The 24468-nt window shown below is 35.2% G+C and carries 25 protein-coding genes; 6 read left to right on the forward strand and 19 right to left on the reverse strand.

Annotated elements, in window-relative coordinates:
• Positions 1-8: 8 nt before the first annotated feature.
• On the reverse strand, positions 9-1076 hold the full coding sequence (locus HX005_RS04665) for a ferredoxin reductase (RefSeq protein WP_286376462.1): 1068 nt from the start codon (positions 1074-1076) through the stop codon (positions 9-11).
• Positions 1077-1217: 141 nt separating this feature from the next.
• Here HX005_RS04665 and fabR point away from each other — a divergent pair, with 141 nt between their 5' ends.
• Positions 1218-1913 (forward strand): HTH-type transcriptional repressor FabR, encoded by a 696-nt coding sequence (gene fabR, locus HX005_RS04670; RefSeq protein WP_286376463.1) that lies wholly within the window; start codon positions 1218-1220, stop codon positions 1911-1913.
• A 33-nt stretch (positions 1914-1946) separates the two neighbouring features.
• Here the strand turns inward: fabR and HX005_RS04675 are convergent, their stop codons facing one another.
• Entirely contained in the window at positions 1947-2624 is a 678-nt protein-coding gene (locus HX005_RS04675) for a response regulator transcription factor (protein WP_286376464.1), read from the reverse strand.
• Between the two features lie 241 nt (positions 2625-2865).
• Positions 2866-4563, reverse strand: a complete 1698-nt coding sequence (locus HX005_RS04680) for an AMP-binding protein (protein ID WP_286376465.1) — start codon at positions 4561-4563, stop codon at positions 2866-2868.
• 410 nt (positions 4564-4973) lie between these two features.
• Between HX005_RS04680 and HX005_RS04685 the strand changes: the two genes are divergently transcribed.
• Entirely contained in the window at positions 4974-5774 is an 801-nt protein-coding gene (locus tag HX005_RS04685; protein ID WP_286376466.1) for an enoyl-CoA hydratase-related protein, read from the forward strand.
• Between the two features lie 48 nt (positions 5775-5822).
• Here the strand turns inward: HX005_RS04685 and HX005_RS04690 are convergent, their stop codons facing one another.
• Positions 5823-6422, reverse strand: a complete 600-nt coding sequence (locus tag HX005_RS04690) for a LysE/ArgO family amino acid transporter (RefSeq protein WP_286376467.1) — start codon at positions 6420-6422, stop codon at positions 5823-5825.
• A gap of 115 nt (positions 6423-6537) precedes the next feature.
• Here HX005_RS04690 and HX005_RS04695 point away from each other — a divergent pair, with 115 nt between their 5' ends.
• On the forward strand, positions 6538-7428 hold the full coding sequence (locus HX005_RS04695; RefSeq protein ID WP_286376468.1) for a LysR family transcriptional regulator ArgP: 891 nt from the start codon (positions 6538-6540) through the stop codon (positions 7426-7428).
• 11 nt (positions 7429-7439) lie between these two features.
• Here the strand turns inward: HX005_RS04695 and HX005_RS04700 are convergent, their stop codons facing one another.
• Positions 7440-8006: a nicotinate-nicotinamide nucleotide adenylyltransferase gene (locus HX005_RS04700; protein ID WP_286376469.1), complete on the reverse strand. Its 567-nt coding sequence runs from the start codon at positions 8004-8006 to the stop codon at positions 7440-7442.
• A 104-nt stretch (positions 8007-8110) separates the two neighbouring features.
• On the opposite strand from HX005_RS04700, the gene HX005_RS04705 reads away from it, so the two are divergent.
• On the forward strand, positions 8111-8911 hold the full coding sequence (locus tag HX005_RS04705) for an enoyl-CoA hydratase-related protein (protein ID WP_286376470.1): 801 nt from the start codon (positions 8111-8113) through the stop codon (positions 8909-8911).
• A 109-nt stretch (positions 8912-9020) separates the two neighbouring features.
• Complete coding sequence (locus HX005_RS04710; RefSeq protein WP_286376471.1) at positions 9021-9779, forward strand: nitroreductase family protein; 759 nt, start codon at positions 9021-9023, stop codon at positions 9777-9779.
• Between the two features lie 82 nt (positions 9780-9861).
• Here the strand turns inward: HX005_RS04710 and HX005_RS04715 are convergent, their stop codons facing one another.
• The 8 genes from HX005_RS04715 to HX005_RS04750 form a co-directional block, all read right to left on the reverse strand.
• Positions 9862-10176: a YqfO family protein gene (locus tag HX005_RS04715; protein WP_286376472.1), complete on the reverse strand. Its 315-nt coding sequence runs from the start codon at positions 10174-10176 to the stop codon at positions 9862-9864.
• 89 nt (positions 10177-10265) lie between these two features.
• On the reverse strand, positions 10266-11009 hold the full coding sequence (locus HX005_RS04720; RefSeq protein WP_286376473.1) for a hypothetical protein: 744 nt from the start codon (positions 11007-11009) through the stop codon (positions 10266-10268).
• A 24-nt stretch (positions 11010-11033) separates the two neighbouring features.
• Positions 11034-11498, reverse strand: coding sequence for a hypothetical protein (locus HX005_RS04725; RefSeq protein WP_286376474.1), 465 nt, complete (start codon positions 11496-11498; stop codon positions 11034-11036).
• Between the two features lie 163 nt (positions 11499-11661).
• Positions 11662-14661, reverse strand: coding sequence for a DNA gyrase subunit A (gene gyrA, locus HX005_RS04730; protein WP_286376475.1), 3000 nt, complete (start codon positions 14659-14661; stop codon positions 11662-11664).
• A gap of 394 nt (positions 14662-15055) precedes the next feature.
• Positions 15056-15544: a DUF2147 domain-containing protein gene (locus tag HX005_RS04735; RefSeq protein WP_107006540.1), complete on the reverse strand. Its 489-nt coding sequence runs from the start codon at positions 15542-15544 to the stop codon at positions 15056-15058.
• A gap of 349 nt (positions 15545-15893) precedes the next feature.
• Positions 15894-16388, reverse strand: a complete 495-nt coding sequence (locus tag HX005_RS04740; protein WP_286376476.1) for a DUF2147 domain-containing protein — start codon at positions 16386-16388, stop codon at positions 15894-15896.
• A gap of 333 nt (positions 16389-16721) precedes the next feature.
• On the reverse strand, positions 16722-17654 hold the full coding sequence (locus HX005_RS04745) for an FAD-binding protein (protein WP_286376477.1): 933 nt from the start codon (positions 17652-17654) through the stop codon (positions 16722-16724).
• Between the two features lie 17 nt (positions 17655-17671).
• Positions 17672-18424, reverse strand: a complete 753-nt coding sequence (locus HX005_RS04750; protein ID WP_286376478.1) for an electron transfer flavoprotein subunit beta/FixA family protein — start codon at positions 18422-18424, stop codon at positions 17672-17674.
• 597 nt (positions 18425-19021) lie between these two features.
• Between HX005_RS04750 and HX005_RS04755 the strand changes: the two genes are divergently transcribed.
• Positions 19022-19615 carry a GNAT family N-acetyltransferase gene (locus HX005_RS04755; protein ID WP_502872718.1) on the forward strand — a complete coding sequence of 198 codons (594 nt, stop codon included), beginning with the start codon at positions 19022-19024 and terminating at the stop codon, positions 19613-19615.
• Positions 19616-19624: 9 nt separating this feature from the next.
• On the opposite strand, the gene HX005_RS04760 is transcribed toward HX005_RS04755, so the two are convergent.
• The 6 genes from HX005_RS04760 to HX005_RS04785 form a co-directional block, all read right to left on the reverse strand.
• On the reverse strand, positions 19625-19999 hold the full coding sequence (locus tag HX005_RS04760; protein WP_107006535.1) for a hypothetical protein: 375 nt from the start codon (positions 19997-19999) through the stop codon (positions 19625-19627).
• Positions 20000-20188: 189 nt separating this feature from the next.
• A complete protein-coding gene (locus tag HX005_RS04765; protein WP_107006534.1) occupies positions 20189-20563 on the reverse strand; it encodes a hypothetical protein in 375 nt (124 codons plus the stop codon).
• A 95-nt stretch (positions 20564-20658) separates the two neighbouring features.
• The gene (locus HX005_RS04770) at positions 20659-21576 is read right to left on the reverse strand and encodes a tyrosine recombinase XerC (protein ID WP_286376480.1); all 918 of its coding nucleotides are present in this window, start codon (positions 21574-21576) and stop codon (positions 20659-20661) included.
• A gap of 103 nt (positions 21577-21679) precedes the next feature.
• Positions 21680-21955, reverse strand: a complete 276-nt coding sequence (locus HX005_RS04775; RefSeq protein ID WP_107006532.1) for a hypothetical protein — start codon at positions 21953-21955, stop codon at positions 21680-21682.
• 87 nt (positions 21956-22042) lie between these two features.
• Positions 22043-23458 (reverse strand): type I glutamate--ammonia ligase, encoded by a 1416-nt coding sequence (gene glnA, locus HX005_RS04780; RefSeq protein ID WP_171405048.1) that lies wholly within the window; start codon positions 23456-23458, stop codon positions 22043-22045.
• 417 nt (positions 23459-23875) lie between these two features.
• On the reverse strand, positions 23876-24409 hold the full coding sequence (locus HX005_RS04785) for a GTP-binding protein (protein ID WP_107006530.1): 534 nt from the start codon (positions 24407-24409) through the stop codon (positions 23876-23878).
• Between the last annotated feature and the right edge of the window lie 59 nt (positions 24410-24468).

The raw sequence follows: 24468 nt of genomic DNA on the forward strand, positions 1-24468 counted from the left end.
AAACTCGCTTAAATGTCGATAACTAAATCAGTTTGTGCAGTATTTACACAAATTCTAAGTAAATTGTTAGGTTCAGAGTTTTCTTGACCATTCACCATATTTTTGGTTGCACCTTGGGCTTTATTACATGCACATTTATTGCAAATTCCCATACGGCAGCCATGCTGCGGTTTAATGTTTTGTTGTTCTAAACTCACCAAAATAGACTGACCTTTTGGAATCGCCAGCACCTTATTCGACTGAGTTAAAGTTACATTTACAAAGCCTGTTTCATCAGAAATTATGGGCGTAAGACTAAAAGCTTCACTTTTAAAATCATGTGCGGACTGAAATAAACTTTCCGCAGTGCTGACAAAACCTGATGGACCACAAACATAAACTGTACTTTGTGTAAGGTCTTTCACCAAATGTAAATACTCAACATTTAAACGTGCATCTTTAGGCGTATCTTGTGTATAAAAAACATCAAATTTAAAGTTTGGATATTGTAATGCCCATTGTTCAAACTGCTGTTTAAATGCAACATCGGCATGTTTTTTTACCCAATACATCAGATGTACAGTTTGCTCTTTATTTTTTTTGTTTTGAAGCAAATCCTTAACTAAGCTATACATTGGTGTAATGCCACTTCCCGCAGCCAATAATACGAGTGGCTGGGTTGTGTTTGGCAGTTGCATCTCACCATAAGGCTGACCAAACTCAAGAATATCTCCAACTTGTGCTTGTTCATTTAACCACTGACTAACGATACCTTTCTCAACTTTTTTTACTGTTAATACAACATGTTGTGTATCAAGTTGAGTCAAACTATAAGTACGCTCATAGCGACGACCATTAATTTCAATCGTGATAGGATGATGCTGCCCTGCTTGCCCATGTTTAAAATTACGATTTACTTGAATCGTCAAACTCACCATATCAACGGCGGTTTGTTCTTTTTGGACAATTTTTCCAAGTGCTTGCTGAATTGACCATAAAGGATTAATTTTTTGTAGCCAGAAGTTGCTTGCATGAGTGCCTAATACAACTTCAAATATTGAATTTATAGGAGATTTTTGCTTTTTAAGAGCATGCATCAGAGGCGTACCACTCAATAGGATTTAAATTATTATACATATGTATATATATTTGTATATACGGTTGTATTGTATCTAGACATTTCATTTATGTAATGGCAACGGCTATAATAGTTAAATAACTTAATTTACTTGATATTTATGAATCAGCCCTCTGCCCTCTCTGAAAATTCTATTTCCGTTCAAGACACAGATTCTGGTCTTGAAAAAGTATCTGTGCGTTCAGTAGGCAGAAAAGCAACCATTACTAAAGAAGAACTTTTTCAAGCTGCATTAAATTTAATTAGTCCACAAAAAAGTATTTCTTCTTTAAGTTTAAGAGAAGTTGCTCGTGAAGCAGGCATTGCACCCAATAGTTTTTATCGACACTTTAAAGATATTGATGAACTGGCAATTGAGTTAATTGACCGTGCAGGCGGTGTCTTACGTCAAATTTTGCATCAAGCACGTCTACAAGCGACCAAAAACGGCAGTATTATCCGTAGTTCTGTTGAAGTATTTATTGAACAATTAGATGCTGACGAAGGAAATTTAAGTCTATTATTACGTGAAGGTTATACAGGTTCAATCCAATATAAACATGCTGTAGACCAGCAATTGGCTTTTTTTCAACAAGAGTTACAAGAAGACTTAATTCGCTTAGAAAAGCTGAACCGACATAAACTCATTCATCCCGAGCTTGTAGCCAAAGCCATTACACAATTGGTTTTTAATATGGGAGCAAAAGTGCTAGATCTGCCAAATCATGAACGCAAAGCAGTTGCTGAACAAACCATGATTATGATTCGCATGCTGCTTGAAGGTGCTCGCCATATGAATGATGCAACCATTCCTTAAACCTTAAAATCATCTATGCACAAAGGCTTATTATTAACTTAATAAGCCTATATTTTGTGCAACATGAATGGCTTTAGTGCGCGAATTTACCTCAAGTTTTTGATAAATATTTTTGATATGAACATCAACCGTATATTTTGCAATCACCAGTTGGTGACTAATTTCTTTACTGCTTAAACCTGAAGCAATCAATTTTAAAATTTCTGTTTCTCGGTTAGATAAAATACTTTTCTTGCTCACATCTTGTGAAACAACATCCACACCCACAAACTTATTTAAAATTTCTTTAGCAATGCTAGGATCAATAATTGCGCCACCCGTTAATATGCTACGAATCGCAAACATGATTTCTAAATCATCACGTTCTTTGAGTACATAACCTGTTGCACCAGCAGTGAGTGCCTGATAAATCATTTCCGTTGTATTCCATGCGGAAATCACCATGACAGGAATATCTTCTTTTTCCTTTTTTTGACGTAAATATTTTATAAAATCGATTCCGTTACCATCAGGTAAACCTAAATCGACCAATGCTAACTGCACAATATTTTCTTGCGCATTTTTTTTTGCTGTTGCAATACTTTGTGCAAAAAGCACATCTTGCTTTTTATAGCCAAACGCATATAACAATTTTTCAATACGGATTTGTACATTAGGATCATCTTCTAAGACTAAAATCGGTTTTAATAACGGACAAGAAATATTAAACATGACAATATCCAATTCATTTTTTTATATTTTATGGACTATTTGGTCAATTTTATATCCCTGAGATTGGTGATTTTTAATACAAATTAACCAGTAAAAATCACATAAAAAATTAAAAACACAAAACAAGTGACACTTCTAACCAAAGCCTATTTTTTTGATATTTATTATTTTTGACTATATAGTAAAAAAGGCAGTTTATCTAAAACTCCCTTTTTTACCATCCAACAGACTAAATTTAAGTCTATTCCCAGATTATTTTTTGCTGCTTAGCCGCCCAACTTTCTAGAGGTTGTTGATAAAGAGCTTCTATTTTATTACGTTTAATCTTCATCGTTGGTGTTAATAAATCATTATCCATAGTCCATAATTTTTTAATGATGACAATAAATGCAAGCTTTTCATGAGATTCTAATTTTTCATTGGTACTATTTAAAAGTGCTGTTAACTCCTGTTCAACAGGTTCTCTTTGCTGCTTGCCTTCAGCTAAGTGATGTCGCAAATCTTCAGCTAGCATGACAAATGCTACAGGTTGAGGCAAACTGGCACCTCCCACGCAAACTGACTCAATATAACCATGATTACCTAACTTTTGCTCAATCGGTACAGGCATCACATATTTACCTTTTGAGGTTTTAAAAATATCTTTCACTCTTCCCGTAATTTTTAAGCGTCCTGAAGCATCGATCTCGCCCATATCCCCTGTACGTAAAAAACCATCCGCTGTGAGATCTTCTGCTGTTTTTTCTGGATTTTTATAATATCCCAACATTGTTCCGGGACTCTTGACTAAGATTTCACCATTCTCATCAATTTTACATTGCACACCTGTTTGTACATGCCCAACGAAACCTTCAGCATATTGTCCTGTGCGTGTTACATGTGAATAACCACAATTTTCAGTCATGCCATAAACTTCAAGTAATTCAAGCCCTAAACTTCGGTACCATTTGATAATATCTACAGGTAATGGTGCTGAACCCGTTAAAGCAAAACGTATATGATTTAAGCCTAATTTAGTTAAAAGTTTCTTCTTAATCACTTTACCTAAAATAGGCAATTTAAATAATATTTTTTGCTTAGATAATGGAATTTTCTCATTAATTCCCAAATAAAATTTTGTCCATAAACGTGGCACTGAAAAGAAAATTGTTGGTTTTGCTCGGTTTAAGTCTTGTACAAAAGTTTCTAAATTATTGGCAAAATATACGGTAAATCCTGCTGCCAAAGAAGCTGACTCAATAAACATTCGCTCTGCAACATGTGCTAAAGGTAGATAAGACAAAGTTCGTTCATTTGACGTAACAGCAAAAGTTCCTGATAAAGAATGCGTAGGACGAGTTAATGTTGCAAAACTTTGCATGACACCTTTGGGTAAACCTGTACTGCCTGATGTATAAATAATAGTTGCTAAATCATCCTCTTGAGGCAAAGATAAGTTTTCAGATTGTGGCGTTTGAGCAATAATTTCATCCCAAGTAGGCGCAGGGTAATCTGGAGCTAAAGGCAAACGAATACACGGCATATTTTCAGGAATAATTGTTTTTACACTATGCCAACTGTCAGCGATTCCATCTAATTTTCCAATAAAAAATAATTTTGCCTCACTATGTTCTAAAACATAGGCTGCTCCCTCTGCATTTAAGGTGGTATATAAGGGCACAGAAACATGACCTGCAAGCCAAATTGCCAAATCAGCAATAATCCAATGCGCACTATTTTTACCATAAATAGCAATACGGCTGTGTGCTGGAAAGTTTAAAGATTGCAAATAGCTCGCCATTAAACGTACCTGACGAGCGACTTCCCCCCATGTATATTCCACAACAGAGCCATCAGACAAAGGTTGTACTAAATAAGTTTTATTGGGTTGTTTCTGCTCCCAATGTAATAAATAGTGCAGATGTGTGTCACGCGCTTCAACTTGATTTTTGCTATCCATATTGTTTTTATCCACTTTAAAATCAATGTTTTAATAAAATTAAAACAAAGTAATACCCTTTTTTAAATTTTTAAACAGTACACATTTACTTTTCGCATCCAATTGCAAAAAATATTCAAATGCCTATTATTTATACTATTGCAATTCTTAAAAAGATAGTCTGTTCCGAAGCTTTTTCTCTATTTTCCATTTTATTGAGTGAAATATCTTTTAATTTCAATTTACACTTATTTTGAGTAAAAACTGTTACTTATTGCCAATGCTGATCAAGAAGTATTCACCTATAACGTAGATAAATATATTTTCCATCTCTAGGTATGACTCAAAAATTTGCACAATAACAAAGCAATGTAATACATCTTTTTAAGCAAATCATTTTCTCAGTAACGTAATAATATAAGGATATATGAATGACTTACCAAACGATAAAACTTGAATATTTTGATGAAGTTGTGCTACTAAAATTTACACGCATCTCTGTAATGAACAGCCTATCTATTGAAATGGTAAAAGAAGTTTTAGATGCTTTTACAGCAATTCGTGAAAATAGTGCTATTGGCGCACTGGTGATAAGTGGTGAAGGTAAAGCTTTTTGCACAGGTGCTGAACTGAATCCAGAATTTTTTATGGGTATTGATGGTAAATCTCCTGCTGAGTCATTAGATTATCATATGCAATATTATTTTAATCAATGGATTGAACAGCTTGAAAACTTCCCTATTCCTGTGATTATTGCTATGAATGGTGTTGCAGCAGGTGCAGGTGTTGGTATTGCTTTAGCAGGTGATATTACACTTGCTGCCGAAGAAGCATATTTTATTTTAACTTTTGCACCCAAACTTGGACTCATTCCTGACATGGGAACATCATGGTTTTTACCGCGTTTAATTGGTACAGCAAGAACCAAAGCGATTACTTTACTTGGAGAAAAAGTCAGTGCAACCCAAGCAGAACAATGGGGCTTAATCTGGAAAACTGTACCCAAAAATGAGTTGCTTGATGAAGCTTTAAAAATTGCAAAAAAACTCGCCTCACTACCGCCTCATATTGCCCAACATATTCGTAATACCTACTCATCTGCCAACGAAAATACCTTAACACAGCAATTAAACTATGAAAAAGATTTGCAATGCCAATTGATTCAAACACCTGCTTTTATGGAAGGGATCATGGCATTTACAGAGCGCCGTGAACCTGTTTTTAAACGTTAAAGTGATGACTGCATTCAAATGATAATGCAGTCTTTTTGATTTTAAAAATCAATGAAAAATTAAATTAAAAGCAATTCCCCACATCATTATTGCAATAAGGATATCTAAAACTTTCCATGCATTAGGTCTTTTAAAAATCGGTTGTAAAAGCCTTGCCCCAAAGCCTAATGCAAAGAAAAAGATAAACGAAGCTGTGATTGCCCCTAAAGCAAAATTCATTTTAGCTGCTGCGTATTGTGTAGAAATTGAACCCAATAAAATGACCGTATCCAAATAAACATGAGGATTTAGCCATGTTAATGCTAAGCAAATGGCTAATAATTTCCATAAATTTTGTTCAGATTGTTCTGTTGCAATTAATGTTTGATTTTGTGTTAATGCTGTATAAAAATGCTGAGCACCATAAAAAAATAAAAAAGCTGCGCCAAAATACTGAGCAATGATCAAAATCTCAGGTGTTTTTTTAATTATTGAAGCAAAGCCCAACACGCCTAAGAGAATGAGGATCGCATCCGATAATGCACAAACCAAACAAATCCAAAAGACATATTGTTTCTTGAGTCCTTGTTTCAATACAAAAGCATTTTGAGCACCAATCGCCACAATTAGCCCCATGCCCACAGCAAAACCTTGAAGAAAAATATACATTGTTTCATCTTAATCATTAAACTGAGCCATTATGCAAATTTGAAAATTAAAATAAATTATTCTTATAAAATATTAGCTAAACTAAGTTTTTCTTAGCCTCATGCTGGATGAACACATGTTACAAAGCAAACAAAGTGAAGCTTTTCTTACTGTTGCAGAAACAGGAAGCTTTGAACTCGCAGCCGAAAAGTTATGTATTACAGCATCAGCAGTCACACTTCGGCTACAAACATTAGAAAAACAGTTAGGGCAAGTCCTTATTTTAAGAGAACGCCCTTGTCGTGTAACACAAGTTGGGCAAATACTCTTGCAACATTTACAACACACTCGTTTAATGCAACAAAATTTATTACAACAGCTCCAAGGTCAAGATACACATTCTGGTTTTTATCAGGTCAATATTGCAACGAATGCTGACTCTCTCGCCACATGGTTATTACCTTTATTACGTGATTTACTGATTAAACAAAACATCACTGTGCATTTTCAAGTCGACGACCAATCAGAAACCCATCATTTACTTGAAGCAGGTCTTGTGAATGCCTGTGTCACAACAGAACCTCAAGCAATGAAAGGTTGTATCGCTGAATATTTAGGCAGTATGAATTATCGTTTTACAGCAACGCCCTCTTTTGTAAAACAATGGTTTCCTCAAGGCGTACACCGTGATGCCTTAAGACAGGCACCCGCTTTGATTTTCAATGAAAAAGATTATCTACATACTCATTATATACAACAAAATTTTGGTCTCAGTCCCAGTCAATATCCTCATTATTTTATTCCGTCATCGACTGCCTTTGTTGATGCTATGGTCATGGGCTTAGGCTATGGCTGGCTGCCTGATTATCAAGTCAAAAAGTTTTTAGATACAGGTGAACTCATAGAAATATCACCGCAGTTTCAAATTCAACTGGCTTTGTATTGGCATCATTGGAAACAACAATCTCAGCAACTTCAACACTTAACAACTCATTTGATTCAATATGCTCATCATGTACTGAACTAAAAGATAAAAAGCTAAATATTTGAGCGATCTTGTTGTTGAAACTTTTCACTTAATTTTTGATAGGTTTCAGTTTTTTGGAATTTCTCTAAAAACTCTACGGTTCCCAATGGAAATTCAGCCTGTTTAATTTCACCCTGAAAGTATGCTTCTCTGAGTGGTGTTGCTGAAATTGACCCTTTCAAACTCTCCAATTCAACCATTTTCCATTCAGGGAAAAGCTGTAAATAATAAGAAGATTCATCTTTAAAATGACCAATTAAACCCACTCGGTCATCAGGTTTAACCACATCATTCACCAAAGACTTCACTAGCTTTACCCATTTCACATCATTATAAACATCAATAACATGTACAAAATGGATACGTTTTTGGTTTTCAGGTGAAAAATTTGAGAGAATCATTTTTTCACGTTCTTCAGCACTAAAGGGATTTTTAATATTACGCTCATTTTGTGCTGAGCCTAATGCCAAAATTATATTTTGACTTTGCGCTAATGCAATGTTTATAGTTTGCATATGCGCCAAATGAAAAGGCTGAAAACGACCAATATAAACCAGATAATCAAAACAATATTGCATCATAGTCCTCATTTTTATGAACTGACCAGTTTGCGTCTACACATAAAATATGCGACATAATGGCGTTATAAAAATCCAATGAATTTTAAAGCAAGGATAGTACGATGACCCTCAATTGTATTCAACAGCCTCACCCACATTTAAATGCAAATTTAGACAACGGTACGCTCACTTTAGCAATCAATCGCCCTGAAGCAAAAAATGCACTTTATGGTGAATTATATTTGTGGATTGCTCAAGCATTAGATGAAGCAGATCATGATGATGCTGTACGCAATGTCATTTTCCGCGGACAAGACAATGACTTTACTGCGGGCAATGATATGCAAGACTTCTTAGCTAGTGCGCAAAAGCCTTTAGATCGTAAAGCAGGTATGAATCCGCCATTTGTATTATTAAAGTCTGCTGCTCGATTTTCTAAACCCTTAATTGTCGCTGTTCGTGGTGTAGCAATTGGAATTGGTGTCACTATTTTATTACATGCTGACTTGGTATATAGCGATAACACAGCATTATTTCAAATGCCATTTGTCAGTCTAGGTTTATCTCCTGAAGGCGCTGCTACACAACTTTTGGTACAACAAGCAGGTTATCATAAAGCGGCTGAGCTTATTTTTACTGCACAAAAATTTAATGCAGAAAAAGCCTTCGCTACAGGCTTAGTCAATGAAATTGTAGAAGATGCTTATGCGCATGCTGAAGCACAAGCACGTCATTTGTCTTCACTGCCTTTAGCGTCATTAAAACAAAGTAAAGCTTTAATGAAACACAATTTAGAACAAATTATTGAATGCGTAGATCATGAAGCTGAAGTATTTATGACACGTGTCAAATCACCTGAAATGGCAGAAGCTGTTTCAGCATTTATGCAAAAACGTAAACCAGATTTTTCTCAATTTAACTAATTATGTATTCATTTGTATATTCATATAAGTTTAAGCCACTGAAGTCATTATATTCAGTGGCTTTTTCATTTGAAATTTTTATTTATTTTATAAATTTAAGGCAAGATTTATGGCACAAGAAAATTCGACCAAGCAGCGTTATTATGAACCTGCACCACAAAATATTGATATTGATAATTTTAAGCTTGTTCTACAAAGTCGCCGCTCTGTACGTAAATTTACAGAAAAGAAAATTCCAAACGAAGTTTTAGAGCAATGTTTAGATTTGGCTTTACTTGCACCCAACTCATCTAACTTACAACCTTGGACATTTTATGTTGTTCAAACACAAGAGAAAAAACAACAATTGGTTAAAGCATGTTTAAGCCAACTTGCTGCCAGAACAGCCGCAGAATTGATTATTTGTGTTGCCCGTACAGACCGTATAGATGAAATGTCTCAACGAAATTTAAGTGAATTTCCATTTCCTGAAGTTCCACCGATTGTGCAAAAATATTATAGATATATTCCTTATAACTATAAAACTGGTTATTTCAACACTTTGGGTAATTTTAAAAAAGTAGCATTTAAAATTGCCCGTACCATGAACAAACAATTACCTGTAACGGCTTTTAACCCTGCCGATGCTAAGCTTTGGGCAGCAAAAACGACAGCATTGGCTTGCGAAAACCTTGTCTTGGCTTTACGTGCTTATGGCTTTGATAGTTGCATGATGGAAGGCTTTGATGAACCGATGCTGCGTCAAATTGTAAATTTGAATGATCAACAATATCCAATTATGGTAATCGCCGCAGGTGAGCGCGCAGAAGATGGTGTATTTTTACCGCAATATCGCTTTGATCGTGATTTATTTATTCAAAAGATTTAAAAAACCAATAAAGTCCTCTCCCCCCTTTGAGGAATGAGAAACACTGTTTCGCAAAGAGAGGCTACTTTTTAACTTACTGGTTTCAATCAATCTCAACTATCTGAATAAATTCAAAAGCAGGTTCTTCATAAGGATGACTTGCTTTTAAAGCATGCATAACTTGCCGTGCTTTTTGCTCAGAAACAATCGTTTCTACACGCCATTCAGGAACTTGTTCCAAAAGACCTAACTCGCCAATAAACGGGTTCGCACCTTTTACAGGTTTAAATTGCCCGATTCCTAAAACTTGCCAAGCACAGTGTTCATAGTTTCCGATCCCTCCCGCACCTGCTGCAAATATTGCTGCTTTTGTCGTTTCTAAATGTGATTCTGGAACGTAATAAATTAATTTTAGCATCTCAATTTCATTCTAAATAATATAGTTGATGATTTTAAATTTTATAAATATATATTGAAGCGATTTAAAACTCTAAAGTATTTTAAAGTCTAAAATATCCTAAACTCAACTTGTATCCATATATAAATAAGTTTGTAAAATATAAAATAAATAACAAAAAATAATCCTAAGATAGAAATAATGATCGAAGAAATATTATTTTTATAATCTTTTAAGCAACTAAATAAATATGTCGCAAAAATAGCAAAAGAAATCATAAATATTGCAATTAATACAAAAACGTACATATTTTTTGTAGAACGGATTTGATTATATTTTTTAAAATTTGGATCAGCATTTTTAAAATAAATACGTGCTTCTTGCCCCTCACTGATCACAGTTGCTTTCGTGATCCAATATAAATCTTTACGCTTCAACATCACACTATAATCAGGACTATAATAAAACTCAGGATAGCTTATCGGATATTCCACATCTGAGATTAACTTCATTTCAGGATGATTGATTTTAAAAAAACTAAATTGTTTACTCACCAGAGTTTGTCCAGTTTTTTGATTTTTAACAATGAGTTCTGGACCTTTAGGTTTTATCGTTTTACCTTTTTTAGAATGGAAACTAAAAATAAGATCTTCAACTTCTAATTCTTTTTCTAATGCCCAATTTAATTTATAACTTATTTCATATTCAGTTAATGCAACTAAATAGGATTTACGAGATTCACTAAACATCACAGTAAACCAAATAATCGCGCATAAAATAACAAAAAAGACTTTTAATTCGCCTTTTACATCTGGTTTTTCTATATTTTCATGATCTATATTTTGATTATCCATATTTTAACTTAATTGTTTTTCCGTTTACTTATTTTCATTAACTGGTTTTATTTGATCTGATGTAACAAAAAGTCCTAATACTTTTGCACCTCCATCATGCCCTTTGAATACCACCGTAAAACGAATGGGTTTCTCAGGATAATCATAGTAATAAGTCACTGAAAATATTTTTCCTACTTTTAAATCAACTGTTTTTGCACGATAAACTACCTCTTTTGGCTCAATCACATGATCAGGCATCATTTCAAAAATTTCTGGCAGCACTTGTGGATTATTATTTAATAATTCATGAACATCTAATTCAACCAACTGGTAAACCTTAATTTCATTTTTTTCAACCAATGCGCTAAAGAGCTGCTGTGCCTTAATATCTTGTTCTTCACTACTTTCTGGTATTTCACCAATTGCTTTTTCAAATACCGCATTACCCACTTTTTCACACGCCATGAGCGGTAAACTTAAACACAAAATAAGTAAAATATTCTTCATTCAAATTCCAGTTTATTTTTATAAAAGCATTTAACTTTCATTAAGAAACCAAGTTATCACAGATATAACTACAAATAAAACTCATATATAAATTAAAATGATAAATACTTAAATATACAGATAAAAAAAAGAGCGCCTAAGCGCTCTCCTTTAAATATTAAAATTACTCGTCAACTTCATCATTATTAGATTCAGCATCAGCCTCATCCATAATTGTTTCATCAATCACCAGCTTTTCTTGATCCACTAATGCTTCACCATCAATGGTTTCAACTGACTCTAAAATTTCTTCATCTTCTTCAACAGCTTCAACAGCAACAACGCCAACCAAGATCTCTTCATTACCTAAACGGATAAGACGAACACCTTGTGCATTACGACCTGTTTGTGCAATTTCAGAAGCACGAGTACGCACTAAAGTACCACCATCAGAAATCAACATCACTTCTTTGGTGACATCAATCGCAACAGCACCAACTAATTCACCATTACGCTCAGAAGTCTTAATGGCAATAACACCTTTACCACCACGTTTTTTGGTTGGGAAGTCATCGACAGAAGTACGTTTACCATAACCATTGGCTGAAGCACATAATACTTCGCCCGTTTCAGGAACAACAACGAGTGAAACGATACGGCTCACAAATGCTGAATCAGATAGATCTTCATCATCAGAATCTACATCAGTTTCCACATCTTCTTCTGCTTGTGCAGCAGCAAGTGTTACACGCATACCACGAACACCTTTCGCAGTACGTCCCATCACACGTGCATCAGTTTCTGAGAAGCGAATGGCTTTACCTTCGTTCGAGAACAACATGATTTGCTGTTCGCCGTCAGTGATCGCAACACCAATCAAGGTATCTTCTTCTTTCAACTCAATTGCACGTAAACCATTTGAACGAACATTACTAAATTGTTCTAATTCAACACGTTTTACCGTACCTGAAGCGGTTGCCATAAAGACATAGAAGTTTTTACGCACGCTTTCAACACGCTCAGCAAATTCAGCAACCAAATCATCTTGTACATCTGTTGCAGAAAGCTCTAAACCGATTTCTTTCAATTGCTTGCGTAAAGTATCTGACAAGTCATCTGGATTGTCACCCAACTCAGCAAAGGCAGTTTTTAATGCTTCATAATGTGCATCAATAATTGCATTTTCACGTAGTTTATCGACATTATTGCGAACAAACGTTCTAAATTCTGCTAAACGTTCTGTAAATTTCTTCGGTGCATCAATCACAGGAAGAATCGCTGTGATAGTTTCATTTGCATCTAATGGCAATAAGTTGACCATCGGGCGACCTTTTGCACCACGAGACGCTTGAGGTACTTCAAAAACTCTTAGGCGATAGACTTTACCCACATTGGTAAAACACAATACCGTTGCATGGTTCGATGTCACGATTAAATGTTGAATATAATCATCTTCTTTCATCGACGTTGCAGATTTACCACGTCCACCACGGCGTTGAGCCGCATAATCTGACAATGGTTGAGTTTTTGCATAACCTGTTTTAGAAACAGTGAGTACAACTTGTTCTTCTGGAATTAAATCTTCACGTGAAAAATCAATACGAGATTCAACAATATCTGTTTTACGTGCATCGCCATACTGTTGTAGGACTAAAGCAAGTTCTTCTTTAATCACACCCATCAATAAGTTAAAATCATTTAAAATTGCTGTTAATTCAGCAATTTGTGCCAAGATTTCAGAATATTCCGCTTGTAACTTATCCTGTTCAAGACCAGTCAAACGATGCAAACGTAATTCTAAAATAGCACCAACTTGTGCAGGTGATAAACGATAAATAACATCATCTAGACCAAATGGACGATTTGGATCTTCACCTTCAATTTCATCTGGACGTACAGAAATTGCGCCCGCTTTTTCAAGCAATGCAACTACATTTCCACCTGCCCATTCGCCAGCAAGTAAACGCTCACGTGCTTCTTGTGGGTTTGCTGATGTTTTGATGGTTTCGATGATGTCATCAATATTGGCTAAAGCAACAGTCAAACCTTCTAAGATATGACCACGCTCACGTGCTTTACGCAGTTCAAACATCGTACGGCGTGTTACGACTTCTTGACGATGGCGAATAAATGCCGCAATGATGTCTTTTAAATTCATCAACTTAGGTTGACCATTATCAAGGCAAACCATATTAATGCTAAACGAATTTTCAAGTTGCGTATTGAGGAATAAATTATTCACAATCACTTCAGCGTTTTCGCCACGCTTCAAGTCAATTGCAATACGCATTCCGTCTTTATCAGACTCATCACGAAGTTCTGAAATACCTTCCAGTTTTTTCTCTTTCACCAACTCAGCAATACGCTCAATGGTTTTTGCTTTATTGACTTGGTAAGGAATTTCTGTGAAGACGATCGTAGTACGACCTGTTTTTTGGTCTTCTTCAAAATGGTATTTACCACGAATATGTAAACGACCTTTACCTGTGCGGTAAGCGTCTACAATTCCTGATTTACCATAAATAATACCGCCAGTCGGGAAATCTGGACCAGAGATATGCTCCATTAACCCTTCAATACTGATTTGTGGGTTTTCAGCATAAGCTAAACAAGCATTGATCACTTCGGTCATGTTATGTGGCGCCATATTTGTCGCCATACCCACAGCAATACCTGTGACACCGTTGATCAATAAGTTAGGAATACGCGTTGGCATCACCTGAGGAATACGCTCAGAACCGTCGTAGTTATCTTCCCATTCAACTGTATCTTTTTCTAAGTCAGCCAACATTTCATGGGTCAATTTACGCATACGAACTTCGGTATAACGCATTGCCGCAGCACTGTCACCATCAACAGAACCAAAGTTACCTTGACCATCAACCAATTGGTAACGCAAACTAAAATCTTGCGCCATACGTACAATGGTTTCATAAACAGCATAGTCACCATGTGGGTGATATTTACCGATTACGTCACCGACAACACGGGCAGATTTTTTATAAGCTTTGTTATAGTCATTGCCTAACTCGTGCATAGCGAATAGCACACGACGATGAACAGGCTTTAGACCATCTCGAACATCTGGTAATGCACGTGAGACAATAACGCTCATCGCATAGTCTAGATATGAGTGCTTGAGTTCATCCTCAATGGCAATCGGTCTAGTTTCCGATACGCTCATGCATACTCCTTATTTCAAGCAAAAAATGCTCGATTTATATCATCAATCTTGCAAATATTTGACCTAAAAAATTTAAGCCAAAATCTAAAATTCAGCCGAAAATTATAGCACAAATACTTCACATTTTGTGACTTTAAATGACTGCAAATCCTGTTAAATTTCACCAACCAATCGTACATTTATTCACCAATTTTTGGTTATAAAATATTGATTACTCGCCCTACTCAATCACGCCATCTTCTCTGTTTAAAAACTTATGTTTTCTGAATGGAAATTGTACAAATTTTATATATATTCAAATTTATTACACATAAAAAATAAGATGACACACGCTATAATTGAGAATGAAAACCTCCAAATTACGTAATTTGGAGGATATAAACTTTTTTCTTTTTTATTTATTAATTTCTGCTTGTGGATCATTCACTTTAACCCAAACCTGTGTACGCCCCAACATCGACACTCCCACAAATCCTCTCAAGCGAAAACGCCGCCCATCTGTTGTTAACTGCCCTTTTCCTTCAAAAATTTTACCGCTTTTTGCTTCTAAAACCTTACCATGAATAAAATGATTTTCTTTTTTAGGGTCTTCAATAAAGCCTGATAAAATCTGCATACCTAATAAAGGCTTATTTTTATAAGGTTCAGGGCATTTTGTACAATTCGTTAATGCCACCCCACCTGGCGCCGCAAAACGATGGACAATAAAACCACCATAAGTTCCATCTTCTAATTTTTTAATTTCAATAATCGATAATGCTTCTCCCGTCCGATCATCTACACTTTTCCAATATCCTGTCAATGGACTTGCATATATATTTGTCAGACACCCCATTCCAATTAAAGCAATCAATCCAATTTTTTTTAAAATATTAATTTTCATCTTATATCCTATTAAGAATTAATTATTCTTCCTTACCAGAAGTAAACTTTATATTACTGTGCGCTTAATAAAATACAATTGTTATTTTTAAAAGTTATGCTGAGTATTTATCAAATTTAAAAAAATAAATTAATATTCATTTAAAATTTATCTCGATATTATGAAAAGGCTATATTTCTTTAATTTTTTTTAAAGATAATAGATTTTTTAATAAAATAAATTCATAGATTTAATTGAGGACAAAAATTTTTATTTACTGACTTGTTAAATAACTGCCTTAAAAACACCCCTTAAATCATTATAATTCACATAATTTAAGGGGTTATTCTAATGTAATTTTATATTTCTTTTATTTCTTATTAATTTCAGCCTTAGGATCGTTTACCTTCAACCAAACATGAGTTCGCCCTAAAATTGACACCCCCACATATCCCCTCAAACGAAAACGCCGACCATCTGAAATAAGTACCCCTTTTCCTTCAAAAATTTTGCCACTTTTTGGCTCTAACAACTTCCCATGAATAAAACTATTAGGCTTACTAGGATCCTCAACAAAACCAGATAAAATCTGCATACCCACCAAAGGTTTATTCTTATAAGGTTCAGGGCATTTTGTACAATGCGTCAATACAGCACCTCCAGGTGGAGCAAAACGATGTAAAATCACACCACCATATGTTCCATCAGGCATTTTTTTTACTTCAATAATAGATAAATCCTCCCCAGTACGATCATCTACACTTTTCCAATACCCTTCTAATGGACTTGCTGCATGCACATGTGCTAAATACCCCATTCCCACAAAAATCATCAATCCAATTTTTTTTAAAATATTGACCTTCATCTTATATCCTATTAAGAATTATTAATCTTCATCACTAGAAGTAAGCATCATATTACTGCGCACTTAATAAAATACAATTGTTATTTTTAAAATAAATCAATGATTAAAGTTGAACATCTATAAAAATAAATCACTATTCATATAATTTTTCTTCGTACTTTTTATTTAAAGAATTCCTAAAAATATTTGAAAGTTAATCTTTTTATCTATGCCAACATGAATGACTCTTTAAAGTCACGTTAAATATTTTATTTAAAACTTAAAAATATTTTCCACTAAAAAAAGCACCCTTAATTTCTTAAGCGTGCTTTTTTTGAAACTTAAGTTTCAGAATTAGATTTTAGAAACCAATTCTGGAACAACAGTATTCAAATCACCCACTAACCAGTAGTCAGCTACAGCATTGATTGGTGCTTCTTCATCTTTATTGATCGCAACGATCACTTTAGAATCTTTCATACCAGCCAAGTGCTGAATCGCACCAGAAATACCGACAGCGATGTATAGGTCAGGTGCAACGATTTTACCTGTTTGACCAACTTGCATATCGTTAGGAACGAAACCAGCATCAACCGCAGCACGTGAAGCACCTTGAGCAGCACCAAGCTTGTCAGCAAGTGGATCTAGTACTTTATGGTAGTTCTCACCAGAACCTACACCACGACCACCAGATACAACGATACGCGCAGCTGTTAATTCTGGACGTTCAGATTTCACGATTTCTTCAGAAATGAACTTGGAAATACCCGCATCACCTGTTGCAGCAACAGATTCAATCGCAGCAGAACCACCTTCAGCAGCAACTGGATCAAATGCAGTACCACGAACAGTTGCTACAACAACTGCTTCATCAGATTGAACAGTTGCAATCGCGTTACCTGCATAAATTGGACGTTTGAAAGTTTTAGGACCTTCAACCGCGATCACATCTGTGATCATACTTGAATCAAGTAGCGCAGCAGCACGTGGCAGAATGTTCTTACCTGTTGTTGTAGAAGCAGCAAGGATATGTGTATAACCTTTACCCAATTCTGCAACTAGTTTAGCAACATTTTCAGCCAATTGATTTGCATAAGCAGCATCATCAGCAAGTAAAACTTTGCTTACGCCTGCAACTTTAGCAGCTGCATCAGCAACTGCTTGAGCGCCAGAACCAGCAACCAATACAGTGATATCACCACCGATTTTCTGAGCAGCAGCTACAACGTTTAATGTTGCACCGTTAAGTGCTTTATTGTCGTGCTCAGCGATAACTAAAATACTCATGATTTTATCCTTCTGTATTAGATCACTTTCGCTTCATTTTTAAGTTTTTCAACAAGCTCATCTACAGATTTCACTTGTACGCCTGCTTTACGTTCAGCAGGTGGTTCAACTTTAACTGTTTTAAGCTTAGAAGTCGCTGTAACGCCATAATCTGCAGGAGATTTAGTATCAAGCGGTTTTTTACGTGCTTTCATAATGTTTGGAAGCGCAGCATAACGTGGCTCATTCAAACGTAAGTCAGTCGTAATAATTGCAGGAAGTGCAAGTTCAACAGTTTGCAAACCGCCATCCACTTCACGAGTCACTTGTACTTTATCGCCTTCAACTTTAACTTCAGAAGCAAATGTACCTTGACCTGAACCTAATAAAGCGCCCAACATCTGACCCACTTGGTTTGAGTCGTCATCAATTGCTTGTTTACCTAAAAGGATTAATTGTGGTTGTTCTTGTTCAACAACACCTTTTAAGATTTTAGCAACTTCTAAAGCACCTAGTTGGCTGTCATCAGCTTCAACCAAGATACCGCGGTCTGCACCAAGCGCCATAGCAGAACGAATTTGTTCTTGCGCTTCTTTAGGACCAATAGAAACAACGACGATTTCTGAAACAGTTCCTTTTTCTTTTAAGCGAACCGCTTCTTCCACTGCGATCTCATCGAAAGGGTTGATCGACATTTTAACGTTAGTAAGGTCTACCCCACTATTGTCCAGTTTAACACGAACTTTAACGTTGGCATCAACCACACGTTTTACAGCAACAAGAGCCTTCATGTAATCCTCGGCTGTTTTAGCAAAAGTGAAAATTAAGAAGTGTTATAATAACGCTTCATTTAAAATTATTTAGGTGTCCTATCTTGCAATGTGATTGGCATTTCGGTCAAGTCACAATTCATCAAAGTGTTGTAAAAAAGCGTAAAAATAGTTGAACGTACAGTTCAAAAATATTTTTTTTGCACAATTCGGTTTGTTTTGCCTATTATTTATTAAAATTTTAAACATTGATTTTTAAAGTTTAATATCAAATTACACCTAAAAACCACTGTCAATCTAAGATAAAAAACCGATTAATTCATCAAAAAAAATTTCCCTAAAATTTACTGATGCTCTATATCAAAAAATGTCATTTAAGATATAAAGCCGAAAAATCAGCTTTTTTTCTCTATTTTTTTTACGTTTAGTCACAACTTTATGGTCATAATCTTACAATCTTTCGGATAAACAACAAAATATGATGCTATTTATGAATAAAATTCACCCTAGAAATGATTATTTTATAAACTCAACTCTAAAAAAGAAATTGAATAAAAATTAAGCTATTTTGGTCAACAATATTTTGCACACTATTTCCTTAAAAAATATAGGTACATGATGCCCCACTATCAACTTGAAACATCACGTTTAATTTTACGACAATGGCAAGACTCTGATTTTGCAAAATTTGCTCAACTTAATGCCAACTCCCAAGTAATGCAGTATTTTCCTCATTACTTATCATGTGAAGAAAGTGACCTATTAGCCACTCGTTTTCACAATTTAATCGAACAAAATCAATGGGGATTTTGGGCAGTTGAATTAAAAGCAACTCAACAATTCATCGGGTTTGTTGGCTTACATTCTCAACCTGAGCAGTTTCTATTTTCACCTTGCGTTGAAATTGGCTGGCGTCTAGACCAAAAGCATTGGCATCAGGGCTATGCAACTGAAGCTGCTTATGCGTGTTTATTATTTGCTTTTGAATATTTAAAATTAACAAAAATTGTATCTTTTACAGCATGTGTAAATTTAGCCTCTACAAAAGTAATGCAAAGGCTAAAGATGAATTATGTTCAGATATTTAATCATCCCAACTTAATGGAAAATCACCCATTATCTCAACATGTTCTGTATGAAATAACTCAAGATCAATTTAGACTAAACACACAAAAATTAAATGAATTTTACATTAAAATTAAATATTTATAAAAATATCACTTAATTTATAGGATTGTTTTCTAAAAAATCGCGGTGAATATGGCTCAGTGAGATTAGATCTTGATGTTGTAAATCAAATATTTCCCACACAGCCAAAAAGTCTTCTTTTAAATCAACATGACTAGACTTCGTTTTTGCAGCTTGCCATTGTTGATCTGAAATCCACAAATAAACTTGTTGTGTTTCAGTATTCATTGCTTGCACTTTACCTTCAGCATTAATACCAAGTACTTTTCCTTGTTGTGGTAAAGTTGCCTCAATTTTGGGCAAACTAAGTTCAACAAAATGTTTCACTTGTCTTAACCCATAGCCTCTAAAAATTTCTTTTTGCGCTTCAGTCAATTGTTGATATTTTTGCTCAAGCTCAGGAATCATGTTATTACCCAGTACATGTCAGACATAATTTTTCAGAAATGAAAAAGAATTAATTAAATTACTCATTGTGCTTAAAACATATACAAGAGTGCTTTGAAAAACAATTATTCTTTCGGCTTTTTTTGATGACTTTTTATAAAAGATTTGCAACCAAGTGTACTTTTATAGCAAGCATTGACAAATTTTCGATTATTTTACAGCACATTCACCCAAAGAAAGGTACTCTGAACCACTTGCCATTTCAACTGTACATTTTAGATGTACTTTTTGCCCTTCTTGCAACTGAGAAAATTGCGCAGCAGCAGTATCTACAGGGACAACACGTGCTAAAGCAGTCGCTGGATCTTTTAAACCTGCAACTTCAAGTAAAACACCACCCTCTATATTTTCGTCTAAAGCAGAAACAATAGCTTGAAAATCAACTTCTGTATTGTATTCTGCCAACTCTAAAGAGGAATAATCTGCTTCACTATAACGTTGATATAATTCATCTAATTGTACAGTTTTTGCAAAAATTGCTGTAGATTGTAGCAACAATAATGACAGGATAATTTTTTTAATCATTGTTAGAAATTTTCATATTATTGAAGATAAATAAATATAAATCGTTTTATTTCCGCAAACAATGTCATTTTGATCAGTAAATTGCGTTTAATTTGCTACTTTTTCATCGCTCTTGGATGTGCTTGATCATACACTTGTGCTAAACGATCAAAATCGATGTGTGTATAAATTTGTGTCGTTGTTAAATTACTATGCCCTAACATTTCCTGCACTGCACGCAAATCACCACTATTTGATAACATATGACTCGCAAAACAATGTCTTAGTAAATGTGGATGCAAATCAACATTTACATTTGCTCTTTGTGCTTGATATTTAACCCGATTTTCAATCTGTCGTGGGGTAATGCGATGACCTTGCTGGCGAATAAAAACTGGTGCATCAGGGCTAAATTCACCCTGCCAAATTCGATAGATTTGCAACCATTGAATCAAACTTTCTTTTGCTTTACGACCAAAAGGTACAATACGCGTTTTATTTCCCTTACCTGTGATGCGCAACAATTGACGATTAAAATCAATATCACGAATATTTAGCCCCTGCACTTCAGCTAAACGCAAACCACTTGAATACAATAATTCTAAGATTGCTTTGTCTCTATACCATAACTGCTGTTCTATTGGCTTTTTAGGTGCTGGCTGATCTAAAATTTGATTCATAGTTTCAACATCAATCATGCCCGGTAAAGGTCGTGGTTGGCGCTTTAATTGCAAATCATCAGCAGGGTTGATTGCTAAAAAATGATTTTGCTTTGCCCATTTCATAAACTGCCGAATTGAGCTGAGATGACGCTGCAAACTCGTTGAACCAAGCTGATCTTTTTCAACCTTATAAGCTAAATATTCACGTAAATCTGATGCTTCGACATGATTTAACTCAATATTTCGGATATAACAAAAATCTATAAAACTAGAAACATCACGAAAATAAGCATCAAGGGTATTTTCTGACTGATTTTGAATTTTACGGTCTTTAATCCACATCGAAAGCAGTTGCATTGCTCCATATTGCATAAGTGATTCCGTAAAATTAAACCTGAGCTAGTGTAACAAAAAATTCTATCCCTCAGGGCAATACCCATTATTTAATTAATTTTTTAGATCAATTTTGATTGAATTAAGCATGATCTGTTTTAGCAATCACTTCAAACTTACCTTGAGGGGTTTTTACCAATATTAAACCTTCAGCACTGATATAAAAACTTTTTGGATAATCAAAATCTAAAGCAAGTTCAGGATTTCTTAAAGCAACAAATTCAGCCTGCTTATAACCTTCAACTGTACGTCCAACTTCAAAATAAGTCACTTCAGAAAAATTTAACTTAAAGCCTTTTTCATGATCTTTACAATCATTCCACGGGAAAAATCCTGTATGTTTTTTACGTTGTGCCATATAAATAAATCAATGCTTGATATAAAGCTATCATACAAAAAAACCCGCACAAGGCGGGTCTTTTTTACAGTTAAATTCTCAAAAGAATTACAAGCTGTAGTACATATCAAACTCAACTGGGTGAGTTGTTGTATTTAAACGACGAACTTCTTCAGTTTTAAGCTCGATATACGCATCAAGCATATCTTTAGTGAATACACCACCTTTTAATAGGTAGTCATGGTCAGCTTCAAGTGCCTCAAGTGCCATATCTAAGCTATGTGCAACTGTTGGGATTTTTGCTTCTTCTTCAGGAGGAAGATCATACAAGTTCTTATCAGCAGCTTCACCTGGGTGGATCTTGTTTTGAATACCGTCAAGACCTGCCATTAACAATGCAGCAAAACCTAAGTACGGGTTCATCATTGGATCTGGGAAACGTGCTTCAATACGTTTGCCTTTAGGGCTTGAAACGTATGGAATACGGATAGAAGCCGAACGGTTACGTGCTGAGTAAGCAAGCATAATTGGTGCTTCAAAATGTGGCACTAAACGCTTATACGAGTTTGTAGAAGGGTTTGTGATCGCATTTAAAGAACGCGCATGTTTGATTACACCACCGATGAAGTAAAGTGCCATTTCTGACAAACCTGCATATTCATCACCAGCGAACAAGTTCTTACCATCTTTAGAGATAGATACGTGAACATGCATACCAGAACCGTTATCACCTACCATCGGTTTAGGCATAAAGGTTGCTGTTTTTGCAAATTGGTGCGCAACATTCCAAACTGCATATTTGAACTGTTGTACTTCGTCTGCTTTGCGAACTAAAGTATTGAAACTTACACCAATTTCTAATTGGCAAGATGCAACTTCGTGATGATGTACTTCTACACGACCAGGTCCCATGATATCTTCAATACGTGCACACATTTCAGCACGCATATCTTGTGAAGAATCAACTGGAGGAACTGGGAAATAACCACCTTTCACACGTGGACGATGACCAGAGTTACCTGCTTCGTAGTCTTTACCAGTTGACCAAGCAGCTTCTTCAGCAATCAATGTATGACGAGCGCCAGACATATCAATGTCCCATTTCACTTCGTCAAATACAAAAAATTCTGGTTCAGGACCAAAGAATGCAGTATCACCAATGCCTGTAGATTTTAAATATTCTTCAGCACGACGAGCAATTGAACGAGGGTCACGTTCATAACCTTGACCTGTAGATGGCTCAATGACATCACAAGTTACTACAACAGTCGCTTCAGCAAAGAATGGGTCAAGGAAAGCTGAATTAGCATCTGGACGCAGAATCATATCTGATGCTTCAATGCCTTTCCAACCAGCAATTGAAGAACCGTCAAACATTTTACCGTCTTCAAAAGTATCTTCATCAATACTGTCGGAAGGATAAGTTACGTGTTGTTCTTTACCCTTAGTATCAGTAAAGCGAAAATCGACCCATTTTGCGCCACTTTCTTGGATGAGTTGTAGGACCTTGTTCGCCATGCTCATTTTGCTCCGATGATTTTTTGTTGCACATTTTTTAATTGTGCGTGTTAGTAGTTGGTATTTATATAGCAATTACCGTACCAACTTCAAGAATATTTGCTAAAAGGTTGAATTCCTTGTTAGAAAGCATTCTTTTCTTAGTTCAGCTAGTTACTATTATACAAGCCATATTGATAATTGCACCATCTTCATACACTCTTCTGGCTTTTAAATATTGATCTCATCTCTCAATTGCACCATTATTGTGCAATTAGGTTTAAATGTATTAACTTGGTGCTGATTTTATTTTTTAGCTTGTTCTTTGAGTTTATCTTATACAATATTATTTGTCTTAAAACATCCAATTGTTTTGATATTTGTTTTCTCTAAGTCAAGTAAAACTTAACAGTATTATTAAGTTTTACTTTAAATAACAATAAATTAAGACATTTCTACTTCTGCACGAGCGATCAGTGTCTCAACCACCAACAATACATCGTCTTTTTTTCGTGCATCTACCGCAAAAATCGGTAAATTATAATTTTCCATTTCACTAAAATCACGATATGCCTTTAAAAGACTTTGTGGATTTTCATCAACATGTGTTATTCCCACAATAATGTTATCGACATGTGCCTTAAATGCCTCAAGATAGAACTTCAAATCTTCTAGAGCCGTTTTTTGAGAATGATCAATTAGTACAATCGCACCAATTGCCCCTTTACAGATCACAGACCAAATAAAGTCAAAACGATCCTGACCCGGCGTGCCATATAAGCCAACCACAACCCCATCTTCAAGTTTGATTTCACCGTAATCAATGCCGACAGTTGTTAAGGCTTTGCTATGCGCATCTTGATCTGTATTTAATGCTTCAGTAGAAAGCACTGAAACTTCAGAAAGGGATTTAATGGCTTCGGTTTTACCAGCCCCCATAGTGCCACCGAATACAATTTTGTATTTCTGTAAGATCAATTTTCTCTCCCTTGTTCATTTAAATGAACAGTTAACAACCTTAATTATCTAATAGATTT

The sequence above is a fragment of the Acinetobacter sp. R933-2 genome (genome assembly GCF_030325485.1).
GTDB lineage: Bacteria > Pseudomonadota > Gammaproteobacteria > Pseudomonadales > Moraxellaceae > Acinetobacter > Acinetobacter sichuanensis.